Origin of the sequence: Klebsiella sp. CB_Kp196 (assembly GCF_040061575.1) — a bacterium.
GTDB classification, from domain to species: Bacteria; Pseudomonadota; Gammaproteobacteria; order Enterobacterales; family Enterobacteriaceae; genus Klebsiella; species Klebsiella michiganensis.
The window spans coordinates 17647-36569 of record NZ_JBEAFH010000061.1 but is presented as its reverse complement, the minus strand read 5'-3'; the positions used below and the strand labels follow the sequence as shown (position 1 = coordinate 36569).

The 18923-nt window shown below is 58.3% G+C and carries 17 protein-coding genes; 7 read left to right on the top strand and 10 right to left on the bottom strand.

Annotated features, from left to right (window positions below; all coding sequences use genetic code 11):
* Positions 1–85: 85 nt before the first annotated feature.
* From gntT to gntX, 3 genes are all read right to left on the bottom strand, one after another.
* A complete protein-coding gene (gene gntT, locus ABLU87_RS22575) occupies positions 86–1402 on the bottom strand; it encodes a gluconate transporter (protein WP_004134706.1) in 1317 nt (438 codons plus the stop codon).
* A gap of 332 nt (positions 1403–1734) precedes the next feature.
* A complete protein-coding gene (gene nfuA, locus ABLU87_RS22570) occupies positions 1735–2310 on the bottom strand; it encodes a Fe-S biogenesis protein NfuA (protein ID WP_004106660.1) in 576 nt (191 codons plus the stop codon).
* A 58-nt stretch (positions 2311–2368) separates the two neighbouring features.
* Entirely contained in the window at positions 2369–3043 is a 675-nt protein-coding gene (gene gntX, locus ABLU87_RS22565; RefSeq protein ID WP_032694208.1) for a DNA utilization protein GntX, read from the bottom strand.
* A 38-nt stretch (positions 3044–3081) separates the two neighbouring features.
* On the opposite strand from gntX, the gene bioH reads away from it, so the two are divergent.
* Positions 3082–3864 carry a pimeloyl-ACP methyl ester esterase BioH gene (bioH, locus tag ABLU87_RS22560; RefSeq protein WP_032751608.1) on the top strand — a complete coding sequence of 261 codons (783 nt, stop codon included), beginning with the start codon at positions 3082–3084 and terminating at the stop codon, positions 3862–3864.
* A 111-nt stretch (positions 3865–3975) separates the two neighbouring features.
* Complete coding sequence (locus ABLU87_RS22555; RefSeq protein ID WP_014227147.1) at positions 3976–4245, top strand: YdgH/BhsA/McbA-like domain containing protein; 270 nt, start codon at positions 3976–3978, stop codon at positions 4243–4245.
* A 161-nt stretch (positions 4246–4406) separates the two neighbouring features.
* On the opposite strand, the gene feoC is transcribed toward ABLU87_RS22555, so the two are convergent.
* The 5 genes from feoC to greB all read right to left on the bottom strand — a co-directional run bounded on the left by feoC (position 4407) and on the right by greB (position 10549).
* A complete protein-coding gene (gene feoC / locus ABLU87_RS22550) occupies positions 4407–4643 on the bottom strand; it encodes a [Fe-S]-dependent transcriptional repressor FeoC (protein WP_014227148.1) in 237 nt (78 codons plus the stop codon).
* A gap of 9 nt (positions 4644–4652) precedes the next feature.
* Entirely contained in the window at positions 4653–6971 is a 2319-nt protein-coding gene (gene feoB / locus ABLU87_RS22545; protein WP_042934424.1) for a Fe(2+) transporter permease subunit FeoB, read from the bottom strand.
* Between the two features lie 27 nt (positions 6972–6998).
* The gene (gene feoA, locus ABLU87_RS22540; RefSeq protein ID WP_004126281.1) at positions 6999–7226 is read right to left on the bottom strand and encodes a ferrous iron transporter A; all 228 of its coding nucleotides are present in this window, start codon (positions 7224–7226) and stop codon (positions 6999–7001) included.
* Between the two features lie 411 nt (positions 7227–7637).
* Positions 7638–9968: a Tex family protein gene (locus tag ABLU87_RS22535; protein ID WP_122116811.1), complete on the bottom strand. Its 2331-nt coding sequence runs from the start codon at positions 9966–9968 to the stop codon at positions 7638–7640.
* 101 nt (positions 9969–10069) lie between these two features.
* The gene (gene greB, locus ABLU87_RS22530) at positions 10070–10549 is read right to left on the bottom strand and encodes a transcription elongation factor GreB (protein WP_004106676.1); all 480 of its coding nucleotides are present in this window, start codon (positions 10547–10549) and stop codon (positions 10070–10072) included.
* Positions 10550–10786: 237 nt separating this feature from the next.
* Here greB and ompR point away from each other — a divergent pair, with 237 nt between their 5' ends.
* Positions 10787–11506, top strand: a complete 720-nt coding sequence (gene ompR, locus ABLU87_RS22525) for a two-component system response regulator OmpR (protein WP_001157751.1) — start codon at positions 10787–10789, stop codon at positions 11504–11506.
* Entirely contained in the window at positions 11503–12864 is a 1362-nt protein-coding gene (gene envZ, locus ABLU87_RS22520) for a two-component system sensor histidine kinase EnvZ (protein ID WP_004855221.1), read from the top strand. Before ompR ends, envZ begins: the two co-directional genes overlap by 4 nt.
* A 111-nt stretch (positions 12865–12975) precedes the next feature.
* Here envZ and ABLU87_RS22515 read toward each other — a convergent pair whose 3' ends face one another.
* Positions 12976–14247 (bottom strand): phosphatase PAP2 family protein, encoded by a 1272-nt coding sequence (locus ABLU87_RS22515; RefSeq protein WP_048263484.1) that lies wholly within the window; start codon positions 14245–14247, stop codon positions 12976–12978.
* 309 nt (positions 14248–14556) lie between these two features.
* Between ABLU87_RS22515 and ABLU87_RS22510 the strand changes: the two genes are divergently transcribed.
* The gene (locus ABLU87_RS22510; protein ID WP_009651758.1) at positions 14557–15399 is read left to right on the top strand and encodes a 23S rRNA (adenine(2030)-N(6))-methyltransferase RlmJ; all 843 of its coding nucleotides are present in this window, start codon (positions 14557–14559) and stop codon (positions 15397–15399) included.
* A gap of 71 nt (positions 15400–15470) precedes the next feature.
* Positions 15471–16823, top strand: coding sequence for a glutathione-disulfide reductase (gene gorA / locus ABLU87_RS22505; RefSeq protein ID WP_122116812.1), 1353 nt, complete (start codon positions 15471–15473; stop codon positions 16821–16823).
* A 51-nt stretch (positions 16824–16874) separates the two neighbouring features.
* Here gorA and ABLU87_RS22500 read toward each other — a convergent pair whose 3' ends face one another.
* On the bottom strand, positions 16875–17498 hold the full coding sequence (locus ABLU87_RS22500; RefSeq protein WP_025106820.1) for a glutathione S-transferase: 624 nt from the start codon (positions 17496–17498) through the stop codon (positions 16875–16877).
* A gap of 121 nt (positions 17499–17619) precedes the next feature.
* On the opposite strand from ABLU87_RS22500, the gene ABLU87_RS22495 reads away from it, so the two are divergent.
* Positions 17620–18768, top strand: a complete 1149-nt coding sequence (locus tag ABLU87_RS22495; RefSeq protein WP_032694203.1) for an iron-containing alcohol dehydrogenase — start codon at positions 17620–17622, stop codon at positions 18766–18768.
* Positions 18769–18923 lie beyond the last annotated feature (155 nt).

Genomic DNA, 18923 nt, shown 5'->3' with positions numbered 1-18923 from the left:
ATAAGTCTGGCCGTTGTGGCCAGAGCGCATAAAAAAGCCGGGTTCGCCTCGCGGCGACCCGGCCCGTTTTATGCGGACAAGCAGCTTATACCACCATCCCCAGCAGCAGACAGCCTACCAGGCCGCACACTGAGATAATGGTTTCCAGCACCGACCACGACTTAATGGTCTCGCCGATGGTCAGGTTGAAGTATTCCTTAAACAGCCAGAAGCCCGGGTCGTTAACGTGGGAGAAGATAACGCTGCCGGAGCCAACGGCGATCACCATCAGTTCCGGGCTCACGCCGGTGGTGGCGATCAGCGGCGCGGCGATACCGCCCGCGGTGATCGCCGCAACGGTGGCGGAACCCAGCGCGATACGCAGTACCGCAGCAATCGACCATGCCATAAACAGCGGGGACATATTGGATTCATGCATGATAGAAGCAATGTATTTATCCATGCCGCTATCGACCAGCACCTGCTTGAAGGCGCCGCCGCCGCCGATGATCAGCAGCATCATGGCGATAATTTTGATCGAAGAGGTCAGCGTATCGTTAATCTGCTCCATGGAACGACCGCGGTTAAGACCGAAGGTGAACATGGCGATCAGGACCGCGATCAGCGTGGCCATGACCGGGTCGCCGAAGAATTCCGCGATCGGCAGGAAGGCATGACCTTTCGGCAGAACCATTTCGGCCACGGCGCGCATGGCCATCAGAATAACCGGCACCAGAGAGGTCCAGACGCTGACGCCGAAGCCCGGCATCTCTTCCTCAGTGAACGTTTTCGGGTTATGCAGGCCTTCCGGAATCGGCTTATCGATACCTTTCAGGAAGCGTGCGTAAACCGGCCCCGCAAGGATAACCGTCGGGATCGCCAGAATCGTACCGAACAGCAGGGTTTTACCCATGTCGGCATGGAAAATAGTGGCAATGGCCGTCGGGCCCGGGTGCGGAGGCAGGAAACCGTGCGTGACGGAGAGCGCGGCCGCCATCGGGACGCCGATATAGAGCAGCGGGATACCGGCGGATGCGGCGATGGTAAAGACCAGCGGCAGCATCAGTACGAAGCCCACTTCATAGAACAGGGCGAAGCCGACGGTAAAGCCGGTGAGCACAACCGCCCATTGAATATGTTGTTTACCAAATTTGGCAATCAGCGTGGTGGCGATACGCTGCGCACCGCCGCAGTCCGCCAGCATTTTACCGAGCATCGCGCCGAAGCCCATGATCAGCGCGAGGCTGCCGAGGGTTCCCCCAACGCCGTTTTTGATGGAGACGATAACTTTATCCAGAGGCATACCCTGCATGAGCCCGACGGCAAGTGCCACCAGAACCAGAGCGATAAACCCGTTCAGCTTGAAACGGATCATCAGCAACAATAACAGGGCAACCCCGATAGCAACGATGACTAATGGCATGATTTACCTGGCCTTAATTTGTTATGGGTAACGTCATAGTTTCAACATTGACTTCATCCGTTCCGACCGGAACAAAAAATGTCTGACGCCGTAGAAGCTGGCTTTATCCTTACCCAGAGAAAGGATAGCTGGCTATTTTTTTATCTGTGGCGCCTCAAGTGAATGATACGGGTAACATATGAAGTTTGAGAATCACCTGGGCGGTGAAAATTTCAAATATGAGACTTAAGTCATACTCTTTCCCGGGTTTCTGCCGGGTCGCTTAGCGGGAAATGTTGCGCGGTAACATGAGGGGAGTCGCCCGGCCGCGAAAAGGCAGCCGGGCGGGGAAATCAGTAGTAGGAGTGCTCGCCGCGCTGGTGTTCAGTCAGATCGCGTACGCCTTTCAGTTCCGGGAACTCGTTCAGCATCTGCTTCTCGATCCCCTCTTTCAGCGTCACGTCAACCATCGAACAGCCGTTGCAGCCGCCGCCGAATTGCAGAATCGCCAGGCCATCGTCGGTGATTTCCATCAACGTGACGCGCCCGCCGTGGCCGGCCAGCTGCGGGTTAATCTGCGACTGCAGCAGGTACTCAACGCGCTCCATGAGCGGGGCATCGTCGGACACTTTGCGCATCTTGGCGTTTGGCGCTTTCAGCGTCAGCTGGGAGCCCAGCTGGTCGGTAACAAAATCGATTTCAGCGTCTTCCAGGTACGGCGCGCTAAGCTCATCGACGTAGGCGGTGAGCTGCTCAAACTTCAGCGCGGTATCGGAATCTTCCACCGCATCCGGTGGGCAGTAGGACACGCCGCACTCGGCGTTAGGGGTGCCGGGATTGATCACAAATACGCGAATTTGTGTCCCTTCTTCCTGATTTGCCAGCAGTTTGGCAAAGTGCGCTTGTGCAGCATCGGAAATACGGATCATAGCGTTGGCCTAATAGTTGACTATTTTACTGGGTTATTATACGCCCATCAGCAGGGGTCTACAAGGTACGGCATATACACCATACCTGAACCGTCGCGGCGCCGTTTCGCAAAAGCAGGCGGGATATCTCGGCGACGGTGCTTCCGGTTGTGACGACATCATCCACAATGGCGATATGGTGGCCCTGGAGCGACAATTCAAGCTGGAAGGCGTTTTTCAGGTTCCGTTTGCGCAATCTGGCGCTGAGCTGATGCTGGGTGGCGGTACGGCGCCGGCGGGTTAGCGCATCGCTGCGCCAGGCGCAGTCCAGCCAGCGGGAGAGCGGTCGGCACAGCAGATCGCTCTGATTAAATCCCCTCTTCCACTGACGACGCTGCCAGAGCGGCACGCTAATTATCCGGTCCGGGCGGGGAAGATCCCGACGCTGGCGAATGCGCAACAGCAGCAGACGCGCCAGCGCCGGGGCCAGCTCGGGCCGCTTATTGAATTTCAGCTGGTGAATCAGGCCGCTCAGCGGCGGTCGATAGTCATTCACCGTCACCAGCCGCTGCCACGGCGGCGGTTTTTGCAGGCAGCGCCCGCAGGGCAGTGTGCTTGATTGGGCTGGCAGGCCGCACTGCGGGCACAGCGGTTCAGACGCCAGCAGCGCCGACGCGCATCGCGAGCAGATCCCCCAGCTGGCGATGGCCAGCGGCATTTGGCATAGCCAGCATAAGCTGTGTGCTGTTAGCATATTTCCCCCTCGTATTGGTGGAAAGAGAACAGTAACTGATGAAAACGATCGCGTGGCAGACCACGGGCGAAGGAAATTGTCATCTTGTGCTGCTGCACGGATGGGGGCTGAATGCCAAAGTGTGGGATTGCATCACGCCGCAGCTGGCTTCGCATTTTACGCTGCACCTCGTCGACCTGCCTGGCTATGGCCGCAGCGGCGGCTTTGGCGCGATGTCGCTGGAAGAGATGGCCCAGCGGGTGCTGGAAAACGCGCCGGAGCGCGCTATCTGGCTGGGCTGGAGCCTCGGCGGGCTGGTGGCCAGCCAGGTCGCGTTATCCCATCCCGATCGCGTGCAGGCGCTGGTCACCGTGGCCTCTTCCCCCTGCTTTAGCGCTCACGACAGCTGGCCCGGGATTAAGCCCGACGTGCTGAGCGGATTTCAGCAGCAGCTGAGCGAAGATTTTCAACGCACCGTCGAACGCTTTCTGGCGCTGCAAACCCTGGGTACCGAAAGCGCGCGTCAGGATGCGAGAGCGCTGAAGAGCACGGTGCTGTCGCTACCGATGCCGTCGCCGGAGGTTTTAAACGGCGGGCTGGAGATCCTCAAAACCGCCGATTTACGCCAGCCGTTGACCGCCCTCGACATGCCTTTTTTGCGCCTATACGGTCGGCTGGACGGTCTGGTACCGCGTAAAATCATTCCGCTTCTCGATGCGCTGTGGCCCAAAAGCACGTCGATTGTCTTCGATAAAGCCGCCCATGCGCCGTTCATTTCACATCCGCAGGCGTTTTGCGCTCCGCTGATCGAGCTGAAGCGTGAGATCGATAAATTTTTTTAGCGGGACGTGGTAAAAACGCTGGGTGCAGCAATACTTAGGTTGTTGCGGGGGTTGACTATTTCACGCTGGCCCCGTGACCTAAAAAAAACAACCTAATGGAGAGTAGAGGCTATGAAACTTGTTACAGGAATTGTTGCATCTCTGGTGATTGGCTCCCTGTCCTTCGGCGCGTTCGCCGCCAAGGAAATTCAAAAAGACGAAGTGGCTAAGTTGAACCTGACCAAAATCGGTTCGATTACCACCTCCAGAACAACCTCTCCGATGGATGCAAAGCGCGATCTGTCGAAAAAAGCGGATGAGCTGGGCGGCACCTATTTTGTGGTGATTGCAGGCGAGAAGAACGAGAAAACGGTTCACGCTAACGCGGACGTCTACAAGTAAGCCGGAAAGCGGGTCTCAGGACCCGCTTGCGGTATATGCCGCAGTCGGTTCCCGGAGGCGGCGCGTTGCGCCTGTCCGGGCTACCAAGCCCAAAACAGCACAAACTCGTAGCCCGGATAAGGCGTTAGCCGCAATCCGGGAAACCTGCCTTCACAACCCAATCAGCGCAGCGACCACCACTCCCGCAGGCAGGCTTTGCCTTCCGGGCAGCTTTTACAGCTGCCGGAGAGGCAGCCATCGGCATCTTCGGTCACTTTCACCGCTTTCCCCATCGCTTGCAGACGGCCCAGCATGGCGTCAATCAGCGGCTGCGGCGTATTCAGGCGGACGCTGAGCTGCTTTGCCTCCATCCTCCCCTGCAGGGCCAGCATATCGCGGACTTCAATTAATGACGCCATCATCGCTCCTTAGTGGCAATCGCCCGCCGGACTCTGGCAGCAGGTGGACGGCGTTTTGCGCGTCGCCAGCAGCGAGACGTCCACCCGGCTGCGCGCTCTGCGCAGCAGGCCAAAGACCACGATATTGAACAACACCACCGCCAGAATGCACACCAGGCTATAGCGCGGATGCTGGCTAAAGCTGACGGTCTGGTAGTACAGCGTAGAGAGCGAGTAAGCGATATTCAGCCCCCACAGGACGGAGAACATCATCCAGCCGCGGCTCGACTCGCGGGCAATCGCCCCCATTACCGAGATGCAGGGAATATAGAGCAGGACAAAAATCAGGTAGCTGTACGCCGCAGCGGCGCTACCGAATTTGCTGCCCATGACGCCCATCGCGCCGGTTGCCATTTCGCCGTCGCCTTTACTGGCTTCGATAGGGTTGGCCAGCACGCTCAGGCTGAACGTATCTTTCAGGCTCTGCCAGGTCTCGTCTACCGCGGCCAGCAGCTCATCGCCGAGGCTAAACGTCTGCGGATTAAACGCTTCGTTCTGGATATCTTCGGCTGTGTAGAGGGTGTTCAGCGTCCCCACCACCACTTCCTTGGCCATCGCGCCGGTGAACAGCCCGACGGTCGCCTGCCAGTTATCCTCATGTACGCCAATCGGTTTAAATACCGGGGTAATCACCCGGCTGACCGACGCCAGCGCCGAGTCGTTGATGTTATCGACGATCTTACCGCTCAGCGAGAAGCTGTTCAGCGCGCTGAGGAAGATACTGACGATAACGATCACTTTACCCGCGCGCAGGACGAAGCCTTTCAGGCGCTGCCAGGTCTGGATAATCAGACTCTTCACGTGCGGAACGTGATACACCGGCAGTTCCATCACGAACGGCGACGCTTCGCCGCGCATAATGGTATGCTTCAGCATCAGTCCGGTCGCAATCGCCATCACGATCCCCAGTACGTACAGCGAGAAGACCGCCAGCGCGCCGTTCTGGCCGAAAAAGGCGGCGGCGAAGACGGCGAAAATCGCCAGCCGCGCGCCGCAGGACATAAACGGCGCCATCATAATGGTCATCAAACGTTCGCGCGGCGCATCAAGCGTACGCGCGCCCATCACCGACGGAACGTTGCAACCAAAACCGACGATTAACGGCACGAAGGATTTCCCCGGTAGCCCCAGCGCCTGCATCAGGCGGTCCATCACAAACGCCGCCCGCGCCATATAGCCAGAGTCTTCAAGGAAAGAGAGGAACAGGTACATCATGCCGATCTGCGGTACCAGCGGCAGTACGGTATTGATACCGCCGCCAATCCCCTGGGCGAGGAACACCGTCAGCCAGTCCGGGAAATGCAGGGTATAGCCAACCCACTGAATACCGTGGATAAAGATAGCCACGGAACCGGCATCAAAAATGGGCTGCAGCGCGCCGCCGATATTAATCGCCAGCAAGAACATCAGGTACATAACGAACAGGAAGACCGGCAGGCCGAGGAAGCGGTTGAGGATCACTTTATCCATCGCCGCGGTAAAGCGGCTGGGCTCGGCGGTAAGGGTGTTACTGACCGCATCGCAAATGGCGGCAATGCTTTGGTAACGGGCATCGGCGATATGCAGCGCGGGGTCATCCATCTCTTCGCTCAGGTGCGCCAGGGACACGTCCAGCTTGTGGGCAGCGTCACCGGCGTAGGCGCGGCTGTAAATATCGCCTTCAAGCATCTGTAAACCCAGCCAGCGACGCTGGCGCTGCGGAATATCCGCGGCCATGGCCTGCGCCAGCTTGTCCGCCTCCCGCAGCAGCGGCTGCGGATAGTGCACCAGTTCAATAGCCTGGTTCTGCTGATGGCGATCGATCGCCATTTTTAAGGCCTCGATACCGCGCCCGCGGGTGGAAACCAGCGGGATCACCGGGCACCCGAGACGCGCGGCCAGCGCGTCGACATCGATGCGGATCTTCTGTTTTTCCGCGATATCGAGCATATTCAGCGCGACCACGCAGGGGATGCCAAGCTCCAGCAGCTGCAGCGTCAGATAGAGGTTACGTTCCAGATTGGACGCATCGACCACGTTAATCAGCATGTCGGCGTCGCCGCTGAGAATATAGTGGCAGGCAATCTGCTCATCCAGCGAGGTTTGCGAGGAGATGGTGGTCAGGGAATACGTGCCCGGAAGGTCTACCAGCGTGACCTGATGATCGGTGGTGTTGAAGCCACCCTCTTTGCGTTCAACGGTCACTCCCGCCCAGTTACCGACGCGCTGGCGCGCGCCGGTGAGCTGATTGAACAGCGTGGTTTTACCGGAATTAGGATTACCAATTAAGCCAAGGGTTAATTTTTTCATATTCATACTCTTAGTGCCGGTCAGGCATTATTGTGCAACCGCTTCCAGCTCAATTAACGCAAGATCCTTTTTACGTAATACCAGGCTAACGCGTCGGGTTTCAATATGAATAGGGTCGCCGAGCGGCGCCACGCGAACCACATTGAAAGAAGAACCCGGCAGCATCCCGAGGGACAGCAGCTTCTGCCGATACGCCGGACTAATATCGCGGGAGAAACCGGTGATTTTCCACGCACTATCAGGTGTAAATTGCATAGGACCTACTTGTTTATCGCCAACTGAAAAGAGTGTTTTCCGTATGCGCCGGAGACGCGGCGCCAGGGACCGTAGCTAACGAAGAAGAAAAAATACTCAATGCAAATAATGATAATGAGAATAGTTTTTATCATCAATACATATAATGCGGCCGTTTCGCTTTTTAAAGAGAAAATTGAGCTTTTGTTGATATTGAGCAAACTCTTTTTTCTCGCCGTGGCGGAGGTGATGATTATTCTTAATGACTAAATGTTTAATTAAAGTTTCGATAGTTAACGAAATGAAAATAATAATATCGCCGTCCGTAATTCGCGCTTATTACGACGTTATAAGAAAATACTGATGCTTGTTTGCACAATATGGCGAATGCCGGAAGAAATGCGGCCCCTTAGCAAAAGGGGCCGGAAAGAATTAACGTTTTTTACCCATTGCCGCCGCCAGCGCATCCATCATCGCGCTGTTGCCCGCAGGCTGAGCCTCGCGACCGCGAGGTTTAGCGGCCTTCGCCGCCGGGCGGTTGCCCTGAGGACGATCGTTACCGCCGCCGCGGCGCGCGTTGCTGTCGCCAGGCTGTTCGTCCAGACGCATCGTCAGCGCGATGCGCTTACGCGGCAGGTCGACTTCCATCACTTTCACCTTCACGATATCGCCCGCTTTGACCACCGTGTGCGGGTCTTCAACGAACTTATTCGACAGGGAAGAGATATGCACCAGGCCGTCCTGATGAACGCCGATATCAACGAACGCGCCGAAGTTGGTGACGTTGGTCACCGCGCCTTCGAGGATCATCCCCGGCAGCAGGTCGTTCATCGTCTCTACGCCATCGGCGAACTGGGCGGTTTTAAACTCAGGGCGCGGGTCGCGGCCCGGCTTCTCCAGCTCTTTGATGATGTCGGTCACCGTCGGCACGCCGAATTTCTCATCGGTGAAATCAGCGGCTTTCAGATGACGCAGTTCACTGCTGTTGCCCATCAAATCTTTCAGCGCCTGCTGAGTCGCCGCCAGAATGCGCTCCACCACCGGATACGCTTCCGGGTGCACGGTTGAGGCGTCCAGCGGGTTGTCGCCGTGGTTGATACGCAGGAAGCCCGCGCACTGTTCAAAGGCCTTCGGCCCCAGACGGCTGACCTTCAGCAGCTGCTGGCGATTCTGGAACTGGCCGTTTTCATCGCGCCAGGAGACGATATTCTGCGCCATCATGCGGGTCAGACCGGCGACGCGGGTAAGCAGCGGGACGGAAGCGGTATTCAGATCGACGCCGACGGCGTTTACGCAGTCTTCCACCACCGCGTCCAGCTTACGCGCCAGCTGGGTCTGGCTGACATCGTGCTGATACTGGCCGACGCCAATGGATTTCGGATCGATTTTCACCAGTTCGGCCAGCGGGTCCTGGAGACGACGGGCGATAGAGACCGCGCCGCGCAGGGAAACGTCGAGATCCGGGAACTCCAGCGCCGCCAGCTCGGAGGCGGAGTACACGGACGCGCCCGCTTCGCTGACGATGACCTTCTGCGCGGTCACTTTCGGGAACTGCTTCTGCACGTCGAGGAAGAAGCGCTCGGTTTCACGCGAGGCGGTACCGTTGCCGATCGCCACCAGCTCAACGTTGTACTTTTCACACTGCGCGGCAACCGCCACCGCCGCTTTTGCGGCCTGGCCGGTATGCGGGTAAATGGTATCGGTAGCCACCAGCTTGCCGGTACCGTCAACGACGGCGACTTTGACGCCGGTGCGCAGGCCCGGATCGAGGCCCATGGTGGCGCGCAGCCCGGCCGGCGCGGCCATCAGCAGGTCGTGCAGGTTGCGGGCAAAGACGTTAATGGCTTCATCTTCCGCGCGTTCGCGCACGGTCCCCATCAGCTCGGTTTCGAGGTGCATCAGCACCTTGATACGCCACGTCCAGCTCACCACGCCCTTACGCCAGCCGTCCGCCGGTGCGTTATTCAGGCGCAGGCCGAGATGGTCGATAATGATTTGCTCGCCGTGGCTCTCTTTCGGCGGCTCGTCGAACTGCGGGTCGGCGTTTAAAGAGAGCTGCAGCACGCCTTCGTTGCGGCCGCGGAACATCGCCAGCGCCCGGTGCGACGGGACGGTGGAGATCGGTTCATGGTGATCGAAGTAGTCGCGGAATTTCGCCCCTTCCTCTTCTTTACCGCTGACGACGGTCGCCACCAGGTGGGCGTTTTTCCACAGATAGTCGCGCACTTTCGCCAGCAGGCCCGCGTCTTCAGCAAAGCGCTCCATCAGGATATAGCGCGCGCCGTCGAGAGCGGCTTTTGTGTCCGCTACGCCGTTGTCGGCGTCGATATATTTAGCGGCTTCGGTTTCCGGGTCGTGAGAGGGTTCGTTCCACAGCAGATCGGCCAGCGGTTCCAGTCCGGCCTCAATGGCGATCTGCCCGCGCGTGCGGCGCTTCGGCTTGTACGGCAGATAGAGATCTTCGAGCTCGGTTTTACTCAACGTCCCGTTGATGGCTTTTTCCAGCGCCTCGGTCAGCTTGCCCTGCTCGCCGATGGACTTCAGGATCGCCTGACGACGGTCTTCAAGTTCACGCAGATAGCCCAGGCGGGTTTCCAGATTACGCAGCTGCGTGTCATCCAGACCGCCGGTGACTTCTTTACGATAGCGTGCGATAAACGGCACGGTATTCCCTTCATCAAGCAGGCGAACGGCAGCTTCTACCTGTTCAGCCCTGGCCTGAAGTTCACCCGCAATAATGCGGCAGAGCGAATCATTCATCATCGGTTTAATTCATCTTTAGGATCAAAAATCAGGGGGATAGTTATACGGACTGGCACGCTAAAATGCCAGCCGCGACCAAAGCCTCTCGGAATGTTCCGGACCTATTTGGCTTTGACGTATTCAATTTCGTTCACGTACCAGGCCGCCTCGCCCGCGGGGGTGTTCACGATAGCTAAATCACCGACCTCTTTTTTCAGCAGCGCGCGCGCCATTGGCGAATCAATGGAGATGTAGTCGTTGCGGCCAAAGATTTCATCGTAGCCGACAATCCGGAAGCGCTTCGTCTCGCCCGCATCGTTTTCAATCTCCACCCACGCGCCGAAAAAGACCTTACCCTCCTGCTGCGGCGAATAATCGACGATTTTCAGCTGCTCAAGGCACTTGGTCAGGTAGCGCACCCGGCGGTCGATTTCACGCAGGCGCTTTTTATTGTATTGGTAATCGGCGTTTTCACTGCGGTCGCCGAGGCTCGCCGCCCAGGTCACCTTTTTGGTGACTTCCGGACGTTCTTCGCGCCACAGGGTATCCATCTCTTTCTTCAGTTTTTCATACCCTTCACGGGTGATCAGCGGCGTTTTCATCGAAGGTTCCGGCTCCTGATTACAGATCTTTGTGCAATGCTGCGCACAATTCGTCGCACGTCATCATACCAACAGGATAAATAATGTGTCTTATGCTTAAATGTATACTTAAGCTGCTGTTAAATATGCTTTGTAACAATTTAGCCTGGAATATATACCAGATTTCGCTGGTGGGCGACCCGGGCTTTTTTGAGAATACGTACTGACAATTGCAGTGAACCTTTGGGAGTATAAACAATGCAAGAGAATTATAAGATTCTGGTTGTCGATGACGACATGCGCCTGCGTGCGCTACTCGAGCGTTATCTGACCGAGCAGGGCTTCCAGGTTCGTAGCGTGGCGAACGCTGAACAGATGGATCGCCTGCTGACCCGTGAATCCTTCCACCTGATGGTGCTGGATCTGATGCTGCCGGGCGAAGATGGCCTGTCCATTTGCCGCCGCCTGCGCAGCCAGAGCAACCCGATGCCGATCATTATGGTCACGGCGAAAGGGGAAGAAGTTGACCGTATCGTGGGCCTGGAAATCGGCGCCGACGACTACATCCCAAAACCGTTCAACCCGCGCGAGCTGCTGGCCCGTATCCGCGCCGTACTGCGCCGTCAGGCTAACGAACTGCCGGGCGCGCCTTCGCAGGAAGAAGCGGTTATCGCCTTTGGTAAGTTCAAGCTGAACCTCGGCACCCGCGAGATGTTCCGCGAAGATGAGCCTATGCCGCTGACCAGCGGTGAATTCGCGGTACTGAAAGCGCTGGTGAGCCATCCGCGCGAACCATTATCCCGCGATAAGCTGATGAACCTCGCTCGCGGCCGTGAATATTCGGCCATGGAGCGCTCCATCGACGTACAAATCTCCCGCCTGCGCCGCATGGTGGAAGAAGATCCGGCGCATCCGCGCTATATCCAGACCGTTTGGGGCCTGGGCTACGTTTTCGTCCCGGACGGCTCTAAGGCATGAAACGCGTGCGCTTTTCGCCGCGAAGCTCGTTTGCCCGCACCCTGTTACTGATCGTCACCCTGCTGTTCGCCAGCCTGGTGACGACCTATTTAGTGGTGCTGAATTTCGCGATCCTGCCCAGTCTTCAGCAGTTTAATAAGGTTCTGGCCTACGAAGTGCGTATGCTGATGACCGATAAACTCCAGCTGGAAGACGGCACTCAGCTGGTGGTGCCGCCGGCGTTTCGCCGCGAGATTTACCGCGAGCTGGGCATTTCGCTCTATTCCAACGAAGCGGCGGAAGACGCAGGCCTGCGCTGGGCGCAGCATTATGAATTCTTAAGTCAGCAGATGGCGCACCAGCTCGGCGGGCCAACCGAAGTGCGGGTCGAGGTAAACAAAAGCTCCCCCGTGGTGTGGCTGAAAACCTGGCTTTCTCCCAATATCTGGGTGCGCGTACCGCTGACCGAAATCCACCAGGGCGACTTCTCGCCGCTGTTCCGCTACACCCTGGCCATCATGCTGCTGGCGATTGGCGGCGCCTGGCTCTTTATTCGTATTCAGAACCGACCGCTGGTCGACCTGGAGCACGCGGCGCTTCAGGTCGGGCGAGGGATTATTCCCCCGCCGCTGCGCGAATACGGCGCATCGGAAGTGCGATCGGTGACCCGCGCCTTTAACCACATGGCGGCTGGCGTGAAGCAGCTGGCGGATGACCGCACGCTGCTGATGGCCGGGGTGAGCCATGATTTACGCACCCCCCTTACGCGTATCCGCCTGGCGACGGAGATGATGGGCGAAGAGGACGGCTACCTCGCCGAGTCGATTAATAAAGATATTGAAGAGTGTAACGCCATTATCGAGCAGTTTATCGACTACCTGCGCACCGGCCAGGAGATGCCGATGGAGCTGACGGACCTTAACGCGGTGCTGGGGGAAGTGATTGCGGCGGAGAGCGGCTACGAGCGAGAAATCGCCACCGACCTGCAGCCGGGCGAGATCCCGCTGCGCGTGCATCCGCTCTCCATCAAGCGCGCGCTGGCGAATATGGTGGTCAACGCCGCCCGCTACGGCAACGGCTGGATTAAAGTCAGCAGCGGCAGCGAGGGGAACCGGGCCTGGTTCCAGGTGGAAGATGACGGTCCGGGAATTAAACCGGAGCAGCGTGAGCATTTGTTCCAGCCGTTCGTGCGCGGCGATAGCGCCCGTACGATTAGCGGGACCGGCCTCGGCCTGGCTATCGTTCAGCGCATTATCGATAACCATAACGGTAAGCTGGAACTTGGCTCCAGCGAACGCGGCGGATTATTAATTCGCGCCTGGCTGCCGGTGCCGATGCAGCGCGCCCTGCCCGCGATAAAGCCCGCCAAAGAGAGCTAGTTCTGCCGGTACGCCCGCATTAAAACGCCCGGCGGCGCCACGCTGTACGCCGCCGCATTGCTCTTGTATCCCGGAGAGGTGCGCCAGCACCGCCTCCGGACTGCGCCAGGTTTAATGCGCTTTATTCGCCATCGCATACGCCGCTGGCAAATTCAGCCGCTGCCAGAACTGCTGCGCGTCGTTATCACCGGAAAGCGGATACCCTGCGGGCAACGCCGTTTTGACCATCAGCGCCCGACGCTGCGCGGCGGACAGATTCGGCAGCGCAGCCTCCAGCAGCACTTCAGCCCCTTGCGGCACCTTCAGGCTCTGTTTTTCGCCCTTCTGCTGCGGCAGATCGTAGGTCATGGTAAAGCGATAAAACGCGACCATCGCCGGGTCGCGATACGGATCGTCTTTCGCAGGCACTTTCGCGCACTCTGCCAGCGTCGTGCCGCACTCTTTCTCTAGCGCGGTACGCAGCTGGTCGCGGGCCTCATTAAACATCCCGCGATACTTCGCGTCATTCAGGTAGTGGGCGACATTGCGCTGCGCCACCATCCGCGAACCCATCACGTCCAGCGGATAGTGCACGCCCAGCACGATGCGCGAATAGCCATAGCGGGCGCCGCGCGTCACCAGCGCGTCGAAGCGCTCCGGGATCATCTCCGCCATCAGCAGAGCGTCGGTATAGCCGGTGTTGGTGTGCCCGCTCGGAAACGAGCCGCCGTCGGCGGTATAGGGCTTATTGTCCTTAACCACCACATCGTCCGGCACCAGATGGATGGTATTGCCCTGAATCAGAAACGGGCGCGGGTTATTGAAGTGCTTTTTCGCCGCCCCGGTACTCACTTCCGAAGCTTTGATCAGCGCCGCCGCCTTACCGAGCTCGCCTTTGTCGTAGGCGGCGAGGAACGCTTTGCCGAGGCGCGGCCCCAGCGCATCGCTGAGGAAATAGAGATAGCTGATGCCTTCGGCATCCGCCAGCGCCTGGTGGCGAGCGCTCTGTGCGGCATCGCGGTTAATGGCGGTGACGGTCGCCAGGTTTTGCTGTATGACCGCCTTCGGCAGCGCGCTGAACGCTGAGAGCAGCTCGATTCCCGCCTGCTGGTTGGCTTTTGTCTGGAAGTCATAACCGCTGGCCTTCAGCCACGCGGTATCCGCCTGAGTTTTATTCTGTCTGGCGTGTTCAAGCTGGTCGCGAGTCAGGGTTGCCGCATCGCCCTTCAGCGCGTTGCGCAGCTGCGACAGGCTTTGGCTCTCCAGCGCGTCAAACCCCGGACTGGCGGCGGCTGGCGTCACGCCGTTGGCGATTGCCGCCGCCTGATTCAAAGGAACCTCTTTCGCCAATGCCGGCAGCGCCAGCATGAGCGCCGATGCGAGAAGCGTGATGTGCAGTTTCATTATTTTCCTTTTATACCCTAAATAATTCGAGTTGCTTAAAGGCGGCAAGGGAGTGAGTCCCCGGGAGCATAGATAACTATGTGACCGGGGTGAGCGAACGTAGCCAACACATAAGCAGCTTGAAGTATGACGGGTAAATTCAAACCATTACCTTGCCTTTACGTGACGCTAGCCCTTCTGTTTGACGCTTTTATGACACGGTTATGTTTTGCAACGCTTTAAGCGGAATGGAAACAGCGCGGCGGTAATCCAGGCCGATCTGCGGTAAACTATCGGTCATCTTGTCTCAATCCCGGAATCACCGTATCCATGCTCAGTTATCGTCATAGCTTTCACGCAGGCAACCACGCCGACGTTCTTAAACACACCGTTCAGAGCCTGATCATTGAATCGCTCAAAGAGAAAGAAAAACCGTTTCTCTATCTGGACACCCACGCCGGCGCAGGCCGCTATCAGCTGAGCAGCGAACACGCCGAGCGTACCGGTGAATATCTCGAAGGCATCGCCCGCATCTGGCAGCAGGATGACCTGCCCGCCGAGCTGGAGCCTTATATCTCCGTCGTTCAGCACTTCAACCGTAGCGGCCAGCTGCGCTACTACCCCGGCTCGCCGTTGATTGCCCGCCAGCTGCTGCGCGAGCAGGACAGCCTGCAGATGACCGAACTGCATCCCAGCGATTTTCCGCTGCTGCGCGCCGAGTTTCAGAAAGACGACCGCGCCCGGGTTGAAAAAACCGATGGCTATCAGCAGCTGAAGTCGAAGCTGCCGCCGGTTTCTCGTCGTGGACTGGTGCTGATCGACCCGCCTTACGAAATCAAAAGCGACTACCAGGCGGTCGTGACCGGTATTCATGAAGGCTACAAACGCTTTGCTACCGGCACCTACGCGCTGTGGTATCCGGTGGTGCTACGGGCGCAGATTAAGCGCATGATCAAAGAGTTAGAGGCCACCGGCATTCGCAAAATTCTGCAAATCGAGCTGGCGGTGCGTCCGGATAGCGACCAGCGCGGGATGACCGCCTCCGGGATGATCGTCATCAACCCGCCGTGGAAGCTGGAGCAGCAGATGAACAACGTTCTGCCGTGGCTGCATAAAAAGCTGGTGCCGACCGGCATCGGCCATACCACCGTCAGCTGGATCGTGCCTGAGTAATCGCAGTCATCGGTGGAAACTATTGATTTCAGGTATACAATCGCGCCAATCAGACATTAAGGATAAGACTCATGAGCAAGCATTATGACTATATCGCCATTGGCGGCGGCAGCGGCGGTATCGCCTCCATTAACCGTGCCGCTATGTACGGCCAGAAGTGCGCGCTGATTGAAGCCAAAGACCTGGGCGGTACCTGCGTGAACGTCGGCTGCGTGCCGAAAAAAGTCATGTGGCATGCGGCGCAGATCCGTGAAGCCATCCATCTGTATGGTCCGGATTACGGTTTTGATACCACTATCAATCACTTCGACTGGGACAAACTGGTCGCCAGCCGTAGCGCCTATATCGATCGTATCCACACCTCCTACGATAACGTGCTGGGCAAAAATAAGGTCGATGTGATTAAAGGCTTCGCCCGTTTTGTCGATGCGAAAACCATCGAAGTTAACGGCGAGACGATAACCGCCGATCATATTCTGATCGCCACCGGCGGCCGCCCGAGCCATCCGAATATCCCCGGCGTCGAATACGGCATTGATTCCGATGGTTTCTTCGAACTGCCGGCGCTGCCGAAACGCGTTGCGGTTGTCGGCGCGGGCTATATCGCCGTTGAGCTGGCGGGCGTAATTAACGGCCTGGGCGCGGAGACGCACCTGTTCGTGCGTAAACACGCGCCGCTGCGTAGCTTCGATCCGCTGATCGTGGAAACGCTGGTTGAGGTGATGAACGCCGAAGGCCCGCAGCTGCATACCCATGCCATTCCGAAAGCGGTAGTGAAGAACGCCGACGGCAGCCTGACCCTGGAACTGGAAGATGGCCGCAGCCAGGCCGTGGACTGCCTGATTTGGGCGATCGGTCGCGAACCGGCAACCGATAACTTCAACCTCGCCGCGACCGGAGTGGAAACCAACGATAAAGGCTATATCGTCGTCGATAAATTCCAGAACACCAACGTTCCGGGTATTTACGCCGTCGGCGATAATACCGGCGCCGTCGAGCTGACCCCGGTCGCCGTTGCCGCAGGCCGTCGTCTCTCCGAGCGCCTGTTTAACAACAAGCCGGACGAACATCTGGACTACAGCAATATCCCGACCGTGGTGTTCAGCCATCCGCCTATCGGCACCGTCGGCTTAACCGAGCCGCAGGCGCGCGAGCAGTACGGCGATGAAGCGGTGAAAGTGTATAAATCCTCTTTCACCGCCATGTATACCGCCGTGACCTCACACCGCCAGCCGTGCCGCATGAAGCTGGTCTGCGTCGGCCCGGAAGAGAAGATTGTCGGTATTCACGGTATCGGCTTCGGGATGGACGAGATGCTGCAGGGCTTCGCGGTGGCGCTGAAGATGGGCGCAACCAAGAAAGACTTCGACAATACCGTGGCGATCCACCCAACCGCCGCGGAAGAGTTTGTGACGATGCGGTAAGACGCGCACCATGTCTGAAAAAGAAGCTCTCCGGAGCTTCTTTTTTTTCCTCTACGCCACGCCGTTATTCCCGTGACGCTTAAACGCCGGCCGCTGATTCAGCGCCATATACCAGCGCTCCACTTCCGCCATTTCAGGATGGGCGAACGGCGTCATTTTCCAGCGATGCACCGACAGGCCAAGGACAATATCCGCCAGCGTAAACTCTCTACCGGCGACCCATGCCCCGGTTTGCTGCAGCTGCGTATTGACGATCTGCACGCAGCGGGTCCAGGCGGCAATGCTCTCTTTGATAGCCGTCGGATCCTGAAAACGCGGGTCCTTGCGTACCAGTCCCATAAAGGCATAGCGCCAGGCAGTATTAAATTCCGTTGCCTGCCAGTCCATCCAGTGCTCAACCTCGGCGGCAGCCCGCGGCGCCGTGGGGAGCAGGTCTTCCCGCCCGGCTTTGCGCGCCAGATAGCGGCAGATGCTGTTCGACTCCCATAACACAAAGTCGTCATCCCGCAGCACGGGCACCAGGCTGTTTGGATTAAGGGCGCGAAACTCCGGGGTCTCAATCGACTGAAACCCGCTGCCGTAATCTTCCTGCTGATATTCAAGCCCCGCTTCTTCGCAGGTCCACAGCACTTTGCGCACGTTAATTGATGAGCGTTTGCCCAGTATTTTTAGCATTGTCAGCAATTCCTCAATCAAAAGAGATGGTTGTTTCACAATACTGCATCGGCGGCGCATGTACAGCCGGATAATGTGTATAGTGGATTGCACGATTTTTCTCCAGGACAGGTTACCCGACATGTTGACCTCTTTTAACGTTTTAACACCGGGCAATATCCGCTTTGGACGCGGCCTTGCTCGCAGCGCCGCCCCCTGGCTCGCCGCCCGCTCCGCACAGATACTGCTGATTCACGGCGCCAGCCTGCAGCGCGCGGCGTTCTTATTAAGCGAACTCCACGCTCACCAGCTGAACGTCACCACGCTGTCTATCGCCCATGAACCCGACCTGCAGGATATTGAACGGGGCGTTCGTCTGGCGCGGGAAAAAGGCGTCGGCGCGGTGGTCAGCCTCGGCGGCGGCGCGGTGATAGATGCCGGCAAAGCGATTGCGGCGCTGGTTCCCGCGCAGGGGCCCGCGATCGAGTATCTGGAAGTGGTGGGTACCGGGCGCCTGTTAGAAGCCAATCCGCTGCCGTTCGTCGCCATCCCCACCACGGCCGGTACCGGGGCGGAAGTCACAAAGAACGCGGTGATCAACGTCCCCGAGCAGCAGCGCAAGGTCAGCCTGCGCGACGACCGCATGCTGCCGGACCTGGCGATTGTCGACCCGTCGCTCACCGACAACACCCCGCGCGCGGTGACCCTCGCTTCCGGCCTGGATGCCCTCACCCAGGTGATTGAGCCCTGGCTGTGCGCCCGGGCGAATCCTTTTACCGACGCTCTCTGCCGGGAGGCGATCCCGCGCGGCATCAAAGCGCTCAGAACGCTGATGGCCAAAGAGTGTCCGGATAGCCGCGATGAGATGGCATGGGTCAGCCTGTGCGGAGGGCTGGCGTTAGCCAACGCCGGTCTCGGCGTCATTCACGGTCTTGCGGGCCCATTAGGCGGTCTGAGCAACGCCCCCCACGGTGCGCTTTGCGGCAGCCTGCTTCCCTTCGGCCTGGCGCTCAATGAAACGCAAATTAGCGACGAACGCCTCCGCCAGCGTTTTGCCGACGTACGCCAGTGGCTGGCCGCCGGACTGGACGCCGATCCAAACAGCGCCTGGGAGAGCCTGCGCGAGTGGAGCCAGCGATCCGGTCTGGGCAATCTGCGCGAGCTCGGCGTCCCCCGCGAAGCGCTGGAACCCGCGGCCCTCGCCGCCAGCAGCTCATCCTCCATGAAGGCTAACCCGGTTATGCTGACCAGCGAGCAGCTGCTGGAAATGCTGGAGGCCGCGTGGGAGTAATGGCTTAATCGCTAAAGCGCCTGAAAATTTAGATTTTGTTGCAAAAACGAAATCTCCGAATTTTTCGGCGCAATACGAAGCGGTTAAAACGGTTTTAATGCGCCAGGTCAACGAGTTAAAGCAGAAACCCCGGGCAGACGGTTTAGAACAAAGCG

What these genes read in the sequence shown, in the direction of transcription:
- gntT (WP_004134706.1), bottom strand. Translation starts at nt 1,402, where the DNA reads ATGCCATTAGTCATCGTTGCTATCGGGGTTGCCCTGTTATTGTTGCTG.
- nfuA (WP_004106660.1), bottom strand. Translation starts at nt 2,310, where the DNA reads ATGATCCGTATTTCCGATGCTGCACAAGCGCACTTTGCCAAACTGCTG.
- gntX (WP_032694208.1), bottom strand. Translation starts at nt 3,043, where the DNA reads ATGCTAACAGCACACAGCTTATGCTGGCTATGCCAAATGCCGCTGGCC.
- bioH (WP_032751608.1), top strand. Translation starts at nt 3,082, where the DNA reads ATGAAAACGATCGCGTGGCAGACCACGGGCGAAGGAAATTGTCATCTT.
- ABLU87_RS22555 (WP_014227147.1), top strand. Translation starts at nt 3,976, where the DNA reads ATGAAACTTGTTACAGGAATTGTTGCATCTCTGGTGATTGGCTCCCTG.
- feoC (WP_014227148.1), bottom strand. Translation starts at nt 4,643, where the DNA reads ATGGCGTCATTAATTGAAGTCCGCGATATGCTGGCCCTGCAGGGGAGG.
- feoB (WP_042934424.1), bottom strand. Translation starts at nt 6,971, where the DNA reads ATGAAAAAATTAACCCTTGGCTTAATTGGTAATCCTAATTCCGGTAAA.
- feoA (WP_004126281.1), bottom strand. Translation starts at nt 7,226, where the DNA reads ATGCAATTTACACCTGATAGTGCGTGGAAAATCACCGGTTTCTCCCGC.
- ABLU87_RS22535 (WP_122116811.1), bottom strand. Translation starts at nt 9,968, where the DNA reads ATGATGAATGATTCGCTCTGCCGCATTATTGCGGGTGAACTTCAGGCC.
- greB (WP_004106676.1), bottom strand. Translation starts at nt 10,549, where the DNA reads ATGAAAACGCCGCTGATCACCCGTGAAGGGTATGAAAAACTGAAGAAA.
- ompR (WP_001157751.1), top strand. Translation starts at nt 10,787, where the DNA reads ATGCAAGAGAATTATAAGATTCTGGTTGTCGATGACGACATGCGCCTG.
- envZ (WP_004855221.1), top strand. Translation starts at nt 11,503, where the DNA reads ATGAAACGCGTGCGCTTTTCGCCGCGAAGCTCGTTTGCCCGCACCCTG.
- ABLU87_RS22515 (WP_048263484.1), bottom strand. Translation starts at nt 14,247, where the DNA reads ATGAAACTGCACATCACGCTTCTCGCATCGGCGCTCATGCTGGCGCTG.
- ABLU87_RS22510 (WP_009651758.1), top strand. Translation starts at nt 14,557, where the DNA reads ATGCTCAGTTATCGTCATAGCTTTCACGCAGGCAACCACGCCGACGTT.
- gorA (WP_122116812.1), top strand. Translation starts at nt 15,471, where the DNA reads ATGAGCAAGCATTATGACTATATCGCCATTGGCGGCGGCAGCGGCGGT.
- ABLU87_RS22500 (WP_025106820.1), bottom strand. Translation starts at nt 17,498, where the DNA reads ATGCTAAAAATACTGGGCAAACGCTCATCAATTAACGTGCGCAAAGTG.
- ABLU87_RS22495 (WP_032694203.1), top strand. Translation starts at nt 17,620, where the DNA reads ATGTTGACCTCTTTTAACGTTTTAACACCGGGCAATATCCGCTTTGGA.